Annotated in this window: 13 protein-coding genes; 4 read left to right on the top strand and 9 right to left on the bottom strand. The window is 59.4% G+C overall.

The features are described 5' to 3' along the window. The first annotated feature begins 2 nt into the window (after positions 1 to 2). The 4 genes from truB to CI807_RS01805 all read left to right on the top strand — a co-directional run bounded on the left by truB (position 3) and on the right by CI807_RS01805 (position 4,521). On the top strand, positions 3 to 920 hold the full coding sequence (gene truB / locus CI807_RS01820; protein ID WP_095013574.1) for a tRNA pseudouridine(55) synthase TruB: 918 nt from the start codon (positions 3 to 5) through the stop codon (positions 918 to 920). Between the two features lie 115 nt (positions 921 to 1,035). After that, on the top strand, positions 1,036 to 1,305 hold the full coding sequence (gene rpsO / locus CI807_RS01815) for a 30S ribosomal protein S15 (RefSeq protein WP_003177875.1): 270 nt from the start codon (positions 1,036 to 1,038) through the stop codon (positions 1,303 to 1,305). A 195-nt stretch (positions 1,306 to 1,500) separates the two neighbouring features. Further along, on the top strand, positions 1,501 to 3,606 hold the full coding sequence (pnp, locus tag CI807_RS01810; RefSeq protein WP_095013573.1) for a polyribonucleotide nucleotidyltransferase: 2,106 nt from the start codon (positions 1,501 to 1,503) through the stop codon (positions 3,604 to 3,606). A 294-nt stretch (positions 3,607 to 3,900) separates the two neighbouring features. Next, positions 3,901 to 4,521, top strand: coding sequence for a BON domain-containing protein (locus CI807_RS01805; RefSeq protein WP_016976827.1), 621 nt, complete (start codon positions 3,901 to 3,903; stop codon positions 4,519 to 4,521). A 246-nt stretch (positions 4,522 to 4,767) separates the two neighbouring features. Here CI807_RS01805 and CI807_RS01800 read toward each other — a convergent pair whose 3' ends face one another. From CI807_RS01800 to CI807_RS01760, 9 genes are all read right to left on the bottom strand, one after another. Next, positions 4,768 to 7,686, bottom strand: a complete 2,919-nt coding sequence (locus CI807_RS01800) for a DUF748 domain-containing protein (RefSeq protein WP_095013572.1) — start codon at positions 7,684 to 7,686, stop codon at positions 4,768 to 4,770. A gap of 87 nt (positions 7,687 to 7,773) precedes the next feature. Continuing rightward, positions 7,774 to 8,790 carry a class I SAM-dependent rRNA methyltransferase gene (locus CI807_RS01795; RefSeq protein WP_095013571.1) on the bottom strand — a complete coding sequence of 339 codons (1,017 nt, stop codon included), beginning with the start codon at positions 8,788 to 8,790 and terminating at the stop codon, positions 7,774 to 7,776. Positions 8,791 to 8,847: 57 nt separating this feature from the next. Beyond that, positions 8,848 to 9,717, bottom strand: coding sequence for an oxygenase MpaB family protein (locus CI807_RS01790; RefSeq protein WP_095013570.1), 870 nt, complete (start codon positions 9,715 to 9,717; stop codon positions 8,848 to 8,850). Between the two features lie 16 nt (positions 9,718 to 9,733). After that, positions 9,734 to 11,671, bottom strand: coding sequence for an acetate--CoA ligase (gene acs / locus CI807_RS01785; RefSeq protein WP_095013569.1), 1,938 nt, complete (start codon positions 11,669 to 11,671; stop codon positions 9,734 to 9,736). A 105-nt stretch (positions 11,672 to 11,776) separates the two neighbouring features. Next, positions 11,777 to 13,441: a glucose-6-phosphate isomerase gene (gene pgi, locus CI807_RS01780; protein ID WP_016976832.1), complete on the bottom strand. Its 1,665-nt coding sequence runs from the start codon at positions 13,439 to 13,441 to the stop codon at positions 11,777 to 11,779. A gap of 225 nt (positions 13,442 to 13,666) precedes the next feature. Further along, positions 13,667 to 14,518: a pantoate--beta-alanine ligase gene (gene panC, locus CI807_RS01775; protein ID WP_095013568.1), complete on the bottom strand. Its 852-nt coding sequence runs from the start codon at positions 14,516 to 14,518 to the stop codon at positions 13,667 to 13,669. Continuing rightward, a complete protein-coding gene (gene panB, locus CI807_RS01770; protein WP_095013567.1) occupies positions 14,515 to 15,315 on the bottom strand; it encodes a 3-methyl-2-oxobutanoate hydroxymethyltransferase in 801 nt (266 codons plus the stop codon). The genes panC and panB overlap by 4 nt, the downstream gene beginning before the upstream one ends. Before the next feature lie 214 nt (positions 15,316 to 15,529). Beyond that, a complete protein-coding gene (folK, locus tag CI807_RS01765; RefSeq protein ID WP_095013566.1) occupies positions 15,530 to 16,027 on the bottom strand; it encodes a 2-amino-4-hydroxy-6-hydroxymethyldihydropteridine diphosphokinase in 498 nt (165 codons plus the stop codon). 2 nt (positions 16,028 to 16,029) lie between these two features. Next, a complete protein-coding gene (locus CI807_RS01760; protein WP_016976836.1) occupies positions 16,030 to 17,418 on the bottom strand; it encodes a polynucleotide adenylyltransferase PcnB in 1,389 nt (462 codons plus the stop codon). Positions 17,419 to 17,784: the final 366 nt, after the last annotated feature.

The following is a 17,784-nucleotide window of genomic DNA, read 5'->3' as shown; positions in this document are numbered from 1 at the left end:
CGGTGGCTCAGGTCAAACGTATCCGTCGTAACGTCAGCGGCATCATTCTGCTCGATAAGCCCATTGGCTTTACCTCCAATGCCGCGTTGCAGAAGGTTCGCTGGCTGCTCAACGCCGAAAAGGCCGGGCACACCGGCAGCCTCGATCCCTTGGCCACCGGTGTACTACCGTTGTGCTTCGGCGAGGCCACCAAGTTCTCGCAATACCTGCTCGATTCCGACAAGGGGTACGAAACCCTGATGCAATTGGGCAAGACCACCACCACGGCCGACGCCGAAGGTGATGTTCTGCAGGTTCGCGACGTGACCGTTGGTCGTGCAGATATAGAAGCGGCTTTACCCGGTTTTCGTGGGCAAATCAGTCAGATACCGCCGATGTACTCGGCGCTCAAGCGTGATGGCCAGCCTCTTTACAAGCTGGCACGTGCGGGCGAAGTAGTGGAGCGTGAACCGCGTTCTGTTACTATTGCGCGCTTGGAATTGCTCGCCTGTGAAGGCGACACTGCCCGCTTGGCCGTGGACTGCAGCAAAGGCACCTATATCCGTACCTTGGTGGAAGATATCGGTGAACAGCTCGGTTGCGGTGCGTACGTTGCAGAACTGCGACGCACCCAGGCCGGCCCTTTCAGCCTGGCCCAGACGGTCACGCTGGAAGAGTTGGAGGCCGTACACGCCGAAGGCGGCAACGAAGCGGTTGATCGCTTCCTGATGCCATCGGACAGCGGTTTGCTGAATTGGCCATTGCTGCACTTTTCGGAGCACAGCGCGTTCTACTGGCTCAACGGCCAGCCGGTACGTGCCCCGGATGCTCCGAAGTTCGGCATGGTGCGGGTACAGGATCATAACGGTCGCTTCATCGGTATCGGTGAAGTGAGCGAAGACGGGCGCATCGCGCCGCGTCGACTGATTCGGTCAGAATGACCGGACGAGTGTGGCTGTTAACAGGCACGGTCAACACTCATTTTTAGATACAGGGATTTGTCCCTGGCCTGTTGAAACTGCCCTTTGGGTAGTTTCCTGAAAAAAGGATTGCCTCATGGCTCTCGACGTTCAAGAAAAAGCACAAATCGTTGCTGACTATCAGCAAGCTGTTGGTGACACTGGTTCGCCAGAAGTGCAAGTTGCACTGCTGACCCACAACATCAACAAGCTGCAAGGTCACTTCAAGGCCAACGGTAAAGATCACCACTCCCGTCGTGGTCTGATCCGCATGGTAAACCAGCGCCGTAAGCTGCTGGACTACCTGAAAGGCAAGGATCTGGGTCGTTATCAGACTCTGATCGGTCGCCTGGGTCTGCGTCGCTAATAAGCGATTGCGCTAGAGGTTGGTTGTCTGCCGTGTGTCAGTGGGATTCCCGCTGGCGCATGGTAGGCTCCCAGCCTCAAGTTTTATCTGGACACACGTTTTACCCTGGACCAGGTTCGGGCCGATTCCCGACATTGCCCAAGAATTTCGCAAGAAGACAAGTTCCCCCAAGAGCCACAAAGAAGGTAGGACACCGTGAACCCGGTTATCAAAAAATTCCAGTTCGGTCAGTCGACCGTTACCCTCGAGACAGGCCGTATCGCCCGTCAAGCCTCCGGCGCAGTGCTGGTTACCGTTGACGACGACGTTACCGTTCTGGTGACCGTGGTCGGCGCCAAGACCGCTGACCCGAGCAAAGGCTTCTTCCCTCTGTCCGTTCACTACCAGGAAAAGACTTACGCTGCCGGTAAGATCCCTGGCGGTTTCTTCAAGCGCGAAGGCCGTCCTTCCGAGAAAGAAACCCTGACTTCCCGACTGATCGACCGTCCGATCCGTCCGCTGTTCCCAGAAGGCTTCATGAACGAAGTGCAGGTTGTCTGCACCGTCGTTTCCACCAGCAAAAAGACCGATCCGGACATCGCTGCGATGATCGGTACTTCGGCTGCCCTGGCCATCTCCGGTATTCCTTTCGATGGCCCGATCGGCGCAGCCCGCGTTGCTTTCCACGAAAGCACCGGCTACCTGCTGAACCCGACTTACGAGCAACAGAAAGCGTCGAGCCTGGACATGGTCGTTGCCGGTACCTCGGAAGCCGTGTTGATGGTTGAATCGGAAGCCAAAGAGCTGACCGAAGACCAGATGCTGGGTGCCGTATTGTTCGCCCACGACGAGTTCCAGGCTGTTATCAAGGCTGTCACCGAGCTGGCTGCCGAAGCTGCCAAGCCAACCTGGACCTGGGCTCCACAAGCCGAAGCCACCGAGCTGCTGGGCACTATCCGCTCCGAGTTCGGCGCTGCCATCTCCGACGCCTACACCATCACCGTCAAGGCCGACCGTTACGCTCGCCTGGGCGAGTTGAAGGACCAGGTTGTGGCCAAGCTGTCCGGTGAAGAAGGCCAGCCTTCCTCCAGCGATGTGAAAGCGGCTTTCGGTGAAATCGAATACCGCACCGTTCGCGAAAACATCGTTAACGGCAAGCCACGTATCGACGGTCGCGACACCCGCACCGTACGCCCGCTGAACATCGAAGTCGGCGTTCTGCCAAAGACTCACGGTTCGGCGCTGTTCACCCGTGGTGAAACCCAGGCTCTGGTAGTCGCGACCCTGGGCACCGCCCGTGACGCACAACTGCTGGACACCCTGGAAGGCGAGAAAAAAGACCCGTTCATGCTGCACTACAACTTCCCTCCGTTCTCGGTGGGCGAGTGTGGTCGCATGGGTGGCGCTGGTCGTCGCGAAATCGGTCACGGCCGTCTGGCCCGTCGTTCGATCGCCGCCATGCTGCCTGCTGCCGACGTATTCCCGTACACCATCCGTGTTGTGTCGGAAATCACCGAGTCCAACGGTTCCAGCTCCATGGCTTCCGTTTGCGGTGCTTCCCTGGCGCTGATGGACGCAGGTGTGCCGATGAAGGCGCCGGTTGCTGGTATCGCCATGGGCCTGGTTAAAGAAGGCGAGAAGTTCGCCATCCTGACCGACATCCTGGGTGACGAAGACCACCTGGGCGACATGGACTTCAAAGTAGCCGGTACCGCCAAAGGTGTGACCGCGCTGCAGATGGACATCAAGATCAAGGGCATCACCGAAGAAATCATGGAAATCGCCCTGGGCCAAGCCCTGGAAGCGCGCCTGAACATCCTCGGTCAGATGAACCAGATCATTGGTCAGTCCCGTACCGAACTGTCGGAAAATGCTCCGACCATGATCGCGATGAAAATCGACACCGACAAAATCCGTGATGTCATCGGTAAAGGCGGCGCGACTATCCGTGCGATCTGTGAAGAGACCAAGGCTTCGATCGACATCGAAGACGACGGCTCGATCAAGATCTTCGGCGAAACCAAGGAAGCGGCTGAAGCAGCACGTCAGCGCGTCCTGGGCATCACTGCTGAGGCCGAGATCGGCAAGATCTACGTCGGTAAGGTTGAACGCATCGTCGACTTCGGCGCATTCGTCAACATCCTGCCGGGCAAGGACGGTCTGGTTCACATCTCCATGCTGAGCGACGCTCGTGTTGAGAAAGTGACCGACATCCTGAAGGAAGGCCAGGAAGTGGAAGTGCTGGTACTGGACGTGGACAACCGCGGCCGTATCAAGCTGTCCATCAAGGACGTAGCAGCAGCCAAGGCTTCGGGCGTTTAATCACCCCGAGCTTTCAGCTGAAAAAGGGACTCCTCGGAGTCCTTTTTTTATGGGCGTTGGAAAATGTCGGGAAATCAGCCGTTTAGCTGAAGACAAAAGCCGCAACTTGCATGCAGGCACGATGGCATTCATGCAACTTGCACGATTTCGGAAATTTGTTGTTTTTGTAAGTTGTTGTTTTATATGTATTTTATTGGCTATTCAGACTTGGCACACTGCCTGCAATAACCCTGTTAACGCTGCAGCATCAAGGTTTACGTACTGCAGACTTTTAATAAAACAGGAGTTACTCGTATGAAGAAGTTCGCTCTCGCTACTGCTACCGCTCTGACCCTGGCCATGGGTGCTAACGTAGCCTTTGCTCAGACTTCCCAAGCCCCTATGACGCTGGCGGCCGGTGAAGTGACCAAGGCTAAAGAGTCCACCTCGGATACTTGGATCACCACCAAAGTGAAAGCTGACCTGCTGACCGAGAAAGGTATTCCTGGTTCGGACATCAAGGTAGAAACCAACAAAGGCGTGGTTTCCCTGTCCTCCGAAGTCGCTATTTCGGACTCGCAAAAAGCGACCGCTGTAGCCATCACCAAGAAAATCAAAGGTGTCACTGCTGTTTCTGCTGATGGCCTGCTGGCTGGCGGCGCTACCAAAGCTGACGGTATCGATAAAACCAAGGGCGCAGCTGCTAGCGCTAAAGAGTCGACTTCCGATACCTGGATCACCACCAAGGTCAAAGCTGATCTGGTAACCGAGAAAGGCATTCCTGGCACCGACATCAAAGTTGAAACCAACAAAGGTGTTGTTTCCCTGTCGTCGGCCACTGCCGTGACCGAAGCCCAGAAAACTACCGCGGTGAACATCACCAAGAAAATCAAAGGCGTTAAAGCTGTATCGGCCGACGGCCTGAAAGCAGAGTAACGCACCTGTTTCGTCTGAACTGAATGGCGGCGGCTTAGGGTGAGCTAGATATCCACCTGATGCACCTCTGGAGTTCATGCGACCGACCACACGGATGTGGTCATTACAGGCCCCGGCACTTGTGTCGGGGCCTGTTCTATTTTGGGCGGCAATAATTGTAGGAGCCGGCTTGCCGGCGATTAGGCCCTTGGGTCCATCACTGGTTTCAAGGTCGCATCGCCGGCAAGTCAGCTCCTACAAGGGGTGTTATTCGGCGTCCAGATGCATCGGCGTCACTACCCGACCATCCTTCTCGGCCTGGCCCAAGTTGGCATCAATGAAATACACCCGATCATCTTCCAACTGACCTTTGTCCACCAGGTAGTCCTTGATGGTGCTGGCGCGGTCCTGGCCGAGTTGGCGCAGCAGCACGTCGCTGCCACTCCAGAACTTGATCACGCCGTCACGAAGTTTGGCGCTACGATCATCGCTGCTCAGGTCCTTCCATTCGGCCGGCGGTTGCTGTTTCAGGCGAGTTCGGTAGATGCCTTCCAGCAACGGCGCTTTTTCCTTTTCGGGCACGACAAGCAGGGACGCCTGAGCTGGAACCTTGTCGCCACGACGTTGAAGAATCTTGTAGTAGTTGTATTGGTATTCCCGCTCCAGTCGCTCGGCAGCGATGAATGGTCCATCGCTGCTGGCTGCCGCTGTGCCTTCGATCTCCAGGCGCAGGGTAGGGCGCTCTTTCAGTGCTTTAGCCAAGGTGTTCAGGGCGCCTTCAGCATCCTTGTTCAGTTCGCTGGAGCCGGCGGCGAACGACACGTTGCCAAGGTCTTCCGAGCCGCCACCCGTCACCAGCCCGCCGATAAACTTGAAGGGCGCCGTCGCTGCACGCACCACCAGGTTTCGCAGGGTCTGCCAGACAATCGGCATCACACTGAACTGCGGGTTATTCAGGTCGCCTGTCACCGGCAGTTCGATGGAAATCTTGCCGTCAGTGTCCTTGAGCAACGCAATTGCCAGGCGAATCGGCAAGTCCACGGCATCGGCGCTGTCAACTTTCTCGCCTAGTTGCAATTGCTCGACCACCACTTTGTTCTCGGCCTTTAGCTGGCCCTTGGTGATCACGTAGTGCAGATCGAGGTTCAGCCGTCCCTTGCGGATACGGAAACCGGCGAACTTGCCAGAGTAAGGCGTGAGTGTGGTGAGTTCTACGCGTTTGAAGCTGGTTGCAATATCCAGCGCCGCCATCGGGTCGAACGGGTTCACGCTGCCCTTGATGGTCACCGGCGCATAACGATCCACCTTACCCTTGATATCGACGCTGGCCGGTTTGGCCTGGCGACTGTCGATGGTGCCGATCTGCCCGTTGAGCTGTTGAATCGCCGTGGCGAAGTTGGGTGTGAGGCTGAAGTCGGCAAAGTTGGCCGAACCGTCATTGATCGCAATCTGGCCGATACGAATGCCCAAGGGTTTTTCCTTGCTGGCGGGCTTGGGTGTTTTGTCGGCGGGTTGCGGGATCAACAGGTCATCCACGTTGGTGGTGCGGTCATCGTTGATCATGAAACGTGCATACGGCTGCAGCAGGTTGACCTTGTCGATCGACAGGCTGTCACCGTGCTGATAGTTCACGCCTTCTAGCACCAGGCGCTGCCATTTGAGGAAGTCGCGGGTCTTGAGGGTGTCCAGGGTGTGCAACTGGTCGACCTGCGCTCTGCCTGTGACCTGGAGCTTCAAAGGATCAGTGCTTTTCAGGTTCACATCGAGATTGCTGCCGAGCATACCGCTACGCAGTTCCAGACGGATGAACGGGCTGATATAGGACTGGGCGACCCGCAGATCGATGTCTTGGGTATTCACTTTCAACTTGGCGCTGACCGGGTTGAGGTTGACCTCGCCCGTCGCCTGGACCTTGCCTTGCTTGCCCAGGCCGGTGTCGACTTTCAGCGTGAAGGGGCTCTGGTTGAGGCTGTCGAAATTCTGCACATCGACGTTCAGCGGGCCGACTTCCAGCGCGACCGCCGGCTTGGCCTGGCGGTCAGCCAGGTGCACCTGATAGTTGCGCAGTTGCACGTCCTTGAGCAGCACTTGCCAGGGTTTGCTTGGCGCAACAGGTTCAGCTTTTGGCGAGTCGGCGGTGGCTGGTGCGGTGGCGGGCTCCGCTGGCTTGGCCGGTTTGCTGGGTTGGCTGGCGAACAATTTCTGCCAGTCCAATTGCCCATCCGCCTCAAGCGCCGCCCAGGTTTCCAGTTTGTTGCTGCGGATCTTGCCGACGACGACCTGCTGCTTGGCCAGGTCCACGGTGGTTTCGCTGACGTCCAGGCGCTCCAGGCGCACCAGTGGGCGGCCGTCCGGTGCCTTGATGGCAAAGGGTGCAATGCTGGCGGCTGTGTTGGTCAGGTTCAGTTCAGTCTCTTTGGCCAGGCTGAACTTGTACTCGGTGCTGAAGTTGAGCACACCGTCTTCCAGCACCAATGGCAGGGCGTCGCGTACGTAGGGCCACCAGGCTTTCATCTTGCCATCGGTGACTTTCAACGTGCCTTCGGAGGTGATCGGCACCAGGCTGAAATTACCTTTCCAGTCGATCTGCCCGCCTGCAGGCCCGGCCGCTACCAACGTCATGTCGGCGTTGTCTTCAGGCAGGGTACTGAGGTTTTTCAGCTCGAAGTCGAGCTTGTCGTAGAGGAATTCGATGGGTTCGCTGGGGCGCAAATCTTCAAAATGCACATAGCCGCCGGCCAGCTTGATGCTGTCGATGCGCAGCGGAAACGGCTTGGCATTCGGATCGGTCGGGGTGGGCTCGCTGGGCGGCAGCTTGAACAACTGCGCGAGGTTCAACTGGCCGGACTTGTCGAACAACAGCTCGGTCTTGGGTTTGTCCAGTTGTACATCCGCAAGATGCAGGGCGCGTGTCCAGAGGCTGTCGATCTGCAGGTTGGCGTAGAGGCGCTCGAAACCCACCTGTTCCTTGCCGGGTTCACCGATTTTCAGCCCCCATGCCGTTACTTCCAGGCTGAACGGGTTGAGCTCGATCCGCTCGATCCGCGCCGGCACCGTGGCGTAATTGGCCAGTTGCTGGTTGGCAATGCGCAGCGCGACACCAGGGAGAATCAGGAAACCCAGCAAGCTGTACAGGGCAAGGGCAATCAACAAGGCGCCAGCGGCGCGAATCAATCCTTTGGGCATGGGGCGGCGCCATCTATGTCAAACAGGAGTGCCTTGGAGTATGGCACGGGTTTTCGGTTCCGAAGAACGGGTCCTTTGGGAAACGTCTTACAGCTGCAGTATCAGGGTTTTCAGCGGGGGTTGTTGATCCTGTGAGGGAAAGTCCGCGCCTGGCGTCATGATTTTCCAGTCTCGTACGGGGCGTCCGGCCTTTTCCGCGCAACGCAGCACTTGTTCGCGCCAGTCCTCCATGCTGACTTTCGCCAGGTTGTTGCAGCAGATCAACACGCCATTGTCGGCGGTAGCCAGCAACGCGGGCTTGAGCAGGCTCTGGTAGTCGCGCAGCAGGTCGACGGTGCCGAAAGCACTCTTGGCCCAGGCTGGCGGGTCGAGCAGCACCAAGTCGTATTGACGTTGTTCCAGACGCGGGTAACTCGGCAGCTTTTGCCCGCGTCGTTGGGTGATCGGCAGGCCGGCCAATTGGCGAATGGCCGGGAAGTAGTCGGACTGGACGAATTCCATGGTCGGCAATTGCGGGTTCAGCAAACCGTTTTCGCGACCTACCGCCAGATTGCCCTCGGCAAAGTCCAGGTTACACACCTCACGTGCACCACCGGCGGCTGCGCTCAGGCCGACGCCGCAGGTGTAGGCGAACAGGTTCAGCACGCTTTTGCCGGCGCTGTGGGCCTTGACCCAGCCACGGGTATTACGCAAATCCAGGAACAGCAGCGGGTCCTGCCCGGCATGGCGCCCGCGCACGCCGTAATTGAGGCCCCACTCGTGGCCGATCAGGTCTTCCAGCGCAGCAGGCTCGGCACGATAAACCGTGTCTTCGCGGTCGATGCGCGAATTACCCCGGGAACGGTCGTTGTACACCAGCAACAATTCCAGGCCCATGGATTGGTTGACCTGTTGATGCAGGTCCAGCAACTCTGCGGTTTCCAGGGATTGGTGGAAGCTCTGCACCAGCAATTGCGGGCCGTAGCGGTCGATGGTCAGGCCGCCGGCGCCTTCCTGGCTGCCATGGAACAGGCGATAGCAATCGGTGCCTTGGGCGTGCAGCTCATGGATCAGGTCTTGGCGATGATCGAGGGCGGCGCGCAGCGCCTGATTCAGAGGAGACATGGAGCGCGCCTTGCTGGGGAAATGAGGGCGCGAAGTTTAACAGCTATGCGCCGTCGCCTACATCAACCCCATCCGCCGATGGGCGCGTTGCACCGAACCGTTGCGCATCGCCCAACGCAGCATCGGCGCACTGCGCTTGACCCCGGCACGGATCATCTGGCGTTGCAGCGGGCTCTGGTGCTGGTCGAGCATGGCGCTGGCCCAATCCGGCAGCAGGTCGATCCCGGCCTGCATCATCAGGCTGCCAAAGGGCTTGGCCAGCAGGCTCGGGGAGGGCGCATTCAAGAGCAAGCGCAGTACTTCGCGGCTGCGATCGTCGCACAGTAATTGTGGGCGGATGCGGGCCAGATAATCCGAAATTTCCTGCCGAGAACGCGGAACATGCCGCGCGCCCAACTGTTCGGCGACCAAGGCAATTTCACTGTAGTAACGGTCCTGATCTCGGCCTGAAAGTTTCGGGTTGCGATAGCGCAGGTGAGCGGCGAGGAAGTTACTGACCTCCGCCACATGCACCCAGGTCAGCAATTCCGGGTCACTGGCCGCATAAGGTCGCCCGTCCGGGGCATGGCCGGCCACCTGCAGGTGAATGGTACGGACCTTTTCGATCAGCCATTCGGCGTCTTTGCGCGAGCCGAAGGTGGTGCCGGAGATGAACTGCGAGGTACGCCGCAGGCGTCCGAGCATGTCCTGACGAAAATTTGAATGGTCCCACACGCCCGCCAGGGCCAGTGGGTGCAAGGCTTGCAGCATCAAGGCGCTGATACCGCCGATAAGCATGCTGCTGAAGTCGCCATGGACCTGCCAGCTCACCGAATCGGGCCCGAACAGACCGGGGTCGCCCTTGGGGTTTTCCAGGTCCAGTTGGCCCAGCGACAGGCCAGTCAGGCTCATCAACTGGTTTTCGATACGGCTGCGGATAAATTCCATGGCGACTCAGGGGTTCCTATCGGTTCAGGCGTTTATCGATCAGGCCATCCACCACGCTCGGGTCGGCCAGGGTCGAGGTATCACCGAGGCTGTCGAGTTCGTTGCAGGCGATCTTGCGCAAAATCCTGCGCATGATCTTGCCGGAGCGGGTTTTCGGCAAGGCTGGGGCCCATTGGATCAGTTCCGGCTTGGCAAAGCTGCCGATTTCCTTGCTGACCAGCTCCAGCAAGTGTTTTTTTAGCGCGTCATCGGGCTGCACCCCATTCATGGGCGTGACAAACGCATAGATGCCCTGACCTTTAACGTCATGGGGGTAGCCCACCACGGCGGCCTCGGCCACCTGGTCGTGCAGCACCAAGGCGCTTTCCACCTCGGCGGTGCCGATGCGATGGCCCGACACGTTGATCACATCGTCGATGCGCCCGGTGATCCAGTAGTCGCCGTCGTCATCACGGCGTGCGCCGTCGCCGGTGAAATAGTAACCGGGGTAGGGTTTGAAATAGGTGTCGATCATGCGCTGCGGATCGCCGTACACGCTGCGGATCTGTCCGGGCCAGCTCGCTTTGATCGCCAGTACGCCACTGCCGGCCCCACTGAATTCCTTGCCCTGTTCGTCAAGCAACACGGGCTGTACGCCAAACATCGGCTGGGTAGCGCAGCCGGGCTTGATGCGCTGCGCGCTGACCAAGGGGCTGAGCATGATGCCGCCGGTCTCGGTCTGCCACCAGGTATCCACGATCGGGCAGCGTTGTTCGCCGACGGCGTTGAAGTACCAGTCCCAGGCTTCCGGGTTGATCGGTTCGCCGACGCTGCCCAGCAGGCGCAGGCTGGCGCGGGAGGTGTTCTCCAGCGGCCCATGGCCCTCGCGCATCAAGGCACGCAAGGCGGTGGGGGCGGTGTAGAAAATATTGACCTTGTGCTTGTCGATCACCTGCCAGAAGCGCGAGCTGTCCGGGTAGCTCGGCACACCTTCGAACATCAGCGAAGTCGCGCCATTGGCCAGCGGGCCGTACACGATGTAGCTGTGGCCGGTGACCCAGCCCACATCGGCGGTGCACCAGAACACTTCGCCCTCGCGGTAGTCGAGCACGTATTTGAAGGTCATCGCGGCTTGCAGCAGGTAGCCGCCGGTGGTGTGTAGCACGCCCTTGGGTTTGCCGGTGCTGCCGGAGGTGTAGAGGATGAACAGCGGATCCTCAGCGTCCATCGGCTCCGGCGGGCAATCGTCGCTGGCGGCGTTCAGGGCTTGTTGATACTTGAGGTCGCGGCCTTCGCTCCAGTTGACGATCGCACCGGTGCGCTGCACCACCAGCACCGTGCTCACGTTCGGGCAACTGGTCAGGGCTTTGTCGACATTCTGTTTCAGCGCCACCGGCTTTCCACCGCGCACGCCTTCGTCAGCGGTGATCACCGTGCGGCAGTCGGCGTCGAGAATACGGTCACGCAAGGCATCCGGCGAAAAGCCGCCAAACACCACGGAATGCACCGCGCCAATCCGCGTACACGCGAGCATGGCGTAGGCCGCTTCCGGGATCATCGGCATGTAGATGCACACCCGATCACCTTTTTTCACACCACGGCTCTTCAGCACATTGGCCAGGCGACTGACGTTCTGGTGCAGTTGGCGGTAGGTGATGTTGGAAGATTTTGTCGGATCATCGCCTTCCCAGATGAAGGCCGGCTGATCGGCGCGTTGCGCCAGGTGACGGTCGATGCAGTTGTAGCTGACGTTCAGTTGGCCGCCGGCAAACCACTGGGCGGCGCCCGTCTTGATGTCTGAGCGTTGAACGGTGTGCCACGGGGTGATCCAGTCGAGAAAGCCTTTGGCCTGTTCAGCCCAGAAGGTGTCCGGCTGTTCGATGGATTGGCGGTAGAGGCGCTGATAGTCCTCTTGACTGAGTTGCGCAGCCCGGCGGACGGCATCGGCGGCGGGGAACGTGCTGATATCGAACATGAGCGATCCTTATTCTTGTTTTGGCCACAAGTCATAAAGATGCACCCTGCAAGGGGAGGGTTCAAGGCCAACGTCCAAACGGACGTTGGCCCTGCCATACCTGGATCAGCCGCGGTGACGACCGCGGAAGTAGTTGATCAGGCCCTGGGTCGACGCATCGTCGGCCAGGGTTTCCTCGGCGCCGGTCAGGCGGTTATAGACGCCCTTGCCCAGCTCTTTACCCAGTTCCACACCCCATTGGTCGAAGGCGTTGATACCCCAGATCACGCTCTGCACGAACACTTTGTGCTCATACATGGCAACCAGAGCGCCCAAGCGACGCGGGCTGATGCGCTCGACCACAATGGTGTTGCTCGGACGGTTGCCCGGGATCACCTTATGCGGTGCCAGCTTCTGCACTTCGTCTTCCGGGATGCCCTTGTCGCGCAGCTCGGCTTCGGCTTCGGCGCGGGTCTTGCCGAGCATCAGCGCCTGGCTCTGGGACAGGCAGTTGGCGTACAGCCACTGATGGTGGTCGGACACCGGGTTGAAGCTGACGATCGGCACGATAAAGTCGGCCGGGATCAGTTGGGTCCCCTGGTGCAGCAACTGGTGGTAAGCGTGCTGGCCGTTGCAACCTACGCCACCCCAGATCACTGGGCCGGTATCCGTGGCGACGGGTGTACCGTCCTGGCGCACGCTCTTGCCATTGGATTCCATGTCCAACTGTTGCAAGTGTTTGGTGATGTTACGCAGGTAGTGGTCGTACGGCAGGATCGCATGGCTCTGCGCACCCCAGAAGTTGCCGTACCACACGCCCAGCAGACCCAGCAGCACCGGCATGTTCTGTTCGAATGGGGCGTTCTGGAAATGCTGGTCCATGGTGTAGGCACCGGACAGCAGTTCCTTGAAGTTGGACATGCCGATCGCCAGGGCGATGGGCAAGCCGATGGCCGACCACAGTGAGTAACGACCGCCGACCCAGTCCCACATCGGGAAGATGTTTTCTTCGCGGATACCAAAGGCCACCGCCGCCGCGTTGTTGCTCGAGACGGCGATGAAGTGGCGGTACAGCTCGGCTTCCGAGCCACCCTGGGCCAGGTACCAGGCGCGGGCGGCCTGGGCGTTTTTCAGGGTTTCCAGGGTGTTGAAGGATTTCGAGGAGACGATGAACAGCGTGGTCTCGGCGCGCAGCTTCATGGTCAGCTCGTGGAACTCGCTGCCGTCGATGTTCGCGAGGTAGTGGCAACGCACGCCTTTGTGGGCGTAGGACAGCAGCGCTTCGGAGACCAGCTCCGGGCCGAGGAACGAGCCACCGATACCGATGTTCACCACGTCGGTGATCGGCTTCTCGGTGTAGCCACGCCACAGGCCATCGTGAATGCGCCCGACCAAGTCGGTGATCTGGTTCAGCACCTTGTGCACGTCCGGCATGATGTTCACGCCATTCACCGACAGCTTGTCGCCCACCGGGCGGCGCAGGGCGGTGTGCAGGGCCGGGCGGCCTTCGGAGGAGTTGACCGGCTCGCCAGCGTACAGCGAGTCGATCGCGTCTTTGAGGCCGACTTCTTTGGCGAGGCCTACGAGCAGGTCGCGGGTTTCGCTGGTGATCAGGTTTTTCGAGTAATCGAGGAAAAGTCCGCAGCTGCTCAGGGTGAACTGGGAAAAACGCTGAGGATCGGCATTGAACGCTTCGCGCATGCTGAAATCCTGCATGGCTTGGCGATGTTGATTGAGCGCTTGCCAGGCGGGCAGAGCGGTAACGTCATGAGGAGTGCGGTAGTACGCCATCGCTGCGGGTTTCCTTTTATTACGGGGACTGCCTTTAGGACACTTCTAAGCCCGGAACGTCCAGTCTTTGATCAAGCATTGGGTTCCGGACAGCGCTAACCATAGCGCAGGGCGATTACATTAAACCTAGCGTGTCGATATGTCTTGGCTTTGTCTGCGCTAAGGCCGGTACTTTTTTATACCGGCCCTTTTTATTGACGCAGCGAGAAGGGCGATTGGAAGAGGTCAGTCGAGAGTCAGGTGCAGGTTGTCGATGAGTCGGGTAGCGCCGAGATAGGCGGCTACCAGGATCACGATATCCCGATCTTCGGCCGTGGCCGGGCGCAAATGCACGCCCTGGCGCACTTCGAGGTAGTCCAGGCGCAACCCGGCGGCTTCGATCTGCTGGACCTGTTCGGCGCGCAGCTTGGCGAAGTCGTGGTCACCGGCTTTGATCGCGGCGCCAATCTGGCTGAGGCTGCGGTACAGCACCGGCGCAATGGCGCGTTGCTCGTCGGTGAGGTAGCCGTTACGCGACGACAGCGCGAGGCCGTCGTCGGCGCGCACGGTGGGCTCGCCGATGATCTGGATCGGCATGTTCAGGTCGTGGACCATGGCGCGGATCACGGCCAGTTGCTGGTAATCCTTCTGGCCAAACACCGCCATGTCCGGCTGGACCATGTTGAACAGCTTGCTGACCACCGTCGCCACGCCTTCGAAATGCCCGGGACGGCTGGCGCCGCACAGGCCTTCAGACAAGTGCGGCACGCTGACGCGCGTCTGGCCGGTCATGCCGCCGGGGTACATTTCCTCGACGGTGGGCGCAAACAACAGGTTGCAACCTGCTTGCAGCAGCTTTTCCTGGTCGGCGGCCAGGGTGCGTGGATACTTGTCCAAGTCTTCGCCAGCACCAAACTGCAGCGGGTTGACGAAGATGCTGGCCACCACGAAATCCGCCTGCTGGGCGGCCTTGGTCACCAACGTGGCATGGCCTGTGTGCAGGTTGCCCATAGTCGGCACAAAGCCAATGCGCTTGCCGGCATTGCGGGCGTGGGTAACGGCGGCCCGCAGTTCACGTACGGTTCTTACGGTGTTCATGCAGAGAATCCGTGTTCAGCGCCAGGGAATGTCACGCCTTTGACTTCGGCAACGTAGGCACTCAATGCGGCGTGAATGCTGTCCTGGCCGGCCATGAAGTTCTTGACGAATTTCGGCACTCGACCGCTGATCGACAGGCCGAGCATGTCGTGCACCACCAGCACCTGGCCATCGGTGGCCGAGCCTGCGCCAATCCCGATCACCGGCACTTTGACGGCCTGGGTGATTTCTGCCGCCAGTTCGCTCGGCACGCATTCGAGCAGGATCATTGCCGCGCCAGCCTGTTCCAATGCGATGGCATCGGCCCGCATCTGCCGCGCCTGGGCCTCATTGCGGCCTTGTACCTTGTAGCCGCCGAGGATGTTCACCGACTGTGGCGTCAGGCCCATGTGTGCGCACACCGGCACGCCGCGCTCCGCCAGCAGGCGGATCGACTCGGCCAGCCACACCGCACCTTCAACTTTGATCATGTGCGCACCGGCTTGCATCAGCTTGCCGGCATTCTGAAAGGTCTGTTCGAGCGTCGCGTAACCCATGAACGGCAGGTCGGCGATGATGAAGGCTCCATCGTTACCGCGCTTGACGCTGGCGGTGTGGTACGCAAGTTCATCGGTGGTGACGGGCAGGGTGCTGTCATTCCCTTGAAGAACCATGCCCAGGGAGTCGCCCACCAGCAACACTTCAACCCCGGCCTGGCAACTGGCGTGGGCGAAGGTGGCGTCATAGCAGGTCAGCATGGCGATTTTTTCACCTTTGAGCTTGAGGCTCTGCAAGGTGGTCAGGGTAATGTCTGGCATGAAAAGGGTCCTCATTCAGGCGCTTGGAAACAGCGAGTAACGCGCGTGAGTCTTCGTTTATACAGGCGCACGGTCTTGAGAGCAGTGCTTATATGGCCTGGATTGCGCCCTTTAGCGCCGGGTTGGCGGCAGCGGGACGCCTATAGTCGTGAGGAGGACACGGGAAGTCAATTGGATGTGTTACCGCATTGTTACGATGGCGGTGTTACCGCTGTTACTGACGCGATTCAGCAACTGTGAGGCGTTCCAGACCGACAAACGGGCAGGCTGCCATCAAGTCATCGAGGGTTTGGCCATCGGGTAACGCCAGGCTGGCGGGAGCCAGTTCAGCCAACGGGTACAGCACAAAAGCACGCAGGTGCATCTGGTAGTGCGGCACCTTGAGGCGCGGTTCGTCGATCAGGTGATCGCCAAACAGCAAGATGTCCAGGTCGAGCGTGCGCGGGCCCCAGCGCTCAAGACGTTCGCGACCTTGATCGTTCTCGATGGCTTGCAGTGCATCCAGCAACTCAAGGGGCGCCAGATTGCTGTCCAGGGCGGCAACCGCGTTGGTGTAGCGCGGCTGGCCTGGGAGCAGGGAGTCACTTTGATAAAACGCGGACACACCAGCGACGGTGGTGCCCGGCAATTGCGCCAGCGCTTCGATAGCGCTGCGCAATTGCTGGTCCGGGGCCGCCAGGTTGCTGCCCATGCCGATGTAGATGCGTTCCACGTTTATTCGCCCGAGGCGTCAGCCGAACTGCGCTTGCGCTTGCTGCCACTGCGACGACGCTTCTTCGGGCCTTCGCCGTCGCCTTTGCTGCCGAGGTCACGAATCATGTCGCGGCGCTCGCTGTCATTGGCGTCCTGGTAATCGGTCCACCATTCGCCCAGGCCATCGGTCTGCTCGCCGGCGCTTTCACGCAGCAGCAGGAAGTCGTAGCCGGCGCGGAAGCGTGGGTTGTCCAGCAACAGGTCGGCGCGTTTGCCGCTGCGGCGTGGCAGACGCTCCTGCATGTCCCAGATCTCGCGGATCGGCATCGTGAAGCGTTTCGGAATGGCGATGCGTTGGCACTGTTCGGCGATCAGCTCATGCGCAGCTTCCTGCATGGCAGGGATCGGCGGCATGCCACGCTCCTGCAAGCGCAGTACGCGTTTAGGCAAGGCTGGCCACAACAGCGCGGCAAACAGGAATGCCGGGGTGACCGGCTTGTTCTGCTTGATACGCAGGTCGGTGTTGATCAGCGCCTCGCTGATCAGGGTGTGGGTATACGTCGGGTTGTATTCCAAGGCCTCGGCGCTGGCCGGGAACAATGGATCGAACAACTGCAGGTCCACCAGCATTTCAAAGGTGTCGGCGGCATGACCTGAGAGGAACAGCTTGAGCACTTCTTCGAACAGGCGTGCCGAGGGGATCTCCCGCAGCATTGGCGCCAGTTCGCGAATCGGCGCAGCGGTATGGCGCTCGATGCCGAAGTTCAGCTTGGCGGCAAACCGCACGGCTCGCAGCATGCGTACCGGGTCTTCCTGGTAACGCTGGACCGGGTCGCCGATCAGGCGGATCAGGTTATTGCGAATATCGTGTACGCCATTGGCGTAATCGAGGATGCGCTCGCTGACAGGGTCGTAATACAGGGCGTTGATGGTGAAGTCGCGGCGCTGCGCGTCTTCTTCCAGGGTGCCGTAGACGTTGTCGCGCAGGATGCGCCCGCTTTCGTTGCGGGAGGACTGATTGGTGTCTTCCTCTTCATCGTTTTGCGGATGACCGGCGCGGAACGTCGCGACTTCAATGATTTCGCGACCGAAGTGGATATGCACCAGCTTGAAGCGTCGGCCGATGATCCGCGCGTTGCGGAATTCGGCACGCACTTGCTCAGGCGTGGCGCTGGTGGCGACGTCGAAGTCCTTGGGCGTGATATTGAGCAGCATGTCGCGTACGCACCCGCCCACCAGATAAGCCTGGTAGCCGGCGTTCTGCAGACGTTCGACGATGTTCACTGCATAACGGCTGAATTGAGCGCGCTGCAGCGAATGCTGGCTGCTGTTGAGCACTTCAGGCGTGCTGCGTTTGTGTTGCGTACGACGCAAGGGAGAACGGAATGACTGGAACAACTTCTTCAGCATGGGATGCACTGTTTGAAGGAATGTTCGGCCATAACGAAGAATGACCGCATGATGGGCGGGGATTCTAGCATTTAGTCAGGGGATGGTGTAGGAACAAGCTACAGGCATTGCGCCATAAGCCTTGAAAGGTCATATCGCAGAAACTACAAGGGGAGCCGAAGCTCCCCCAGAAGTAGTTGCGTGCTCTATTTTTATTATTGATTTCGGGCTTCTTGTTTTTGTTGATCGCCCTCGTCATGAAGCTTCACCTTCATGACACTCCCAATCGGGAGTCAAGAGCAAACGGATTGCTTTGGTCGCTGTGTTGCTGATCTACGATCCAACCAGTTCAGGCTCTGCCTTAGGGCAGTTTTTGTTGTTCTCGGC

The organism is Pseudomonas sp. NS1(2017), from assembly GCF_002269425.1.
Classification (GTDB): Bacteria; Pseudomonadota; Gammaproteobacteria; order Pseudomonadales; family Pseudomonadaceae; genus Aquipseudomonas; species Aquipseudomonas reactans.
This window is presented reverse-complemented; position numbering and strand designations above follow the sequence as displayed.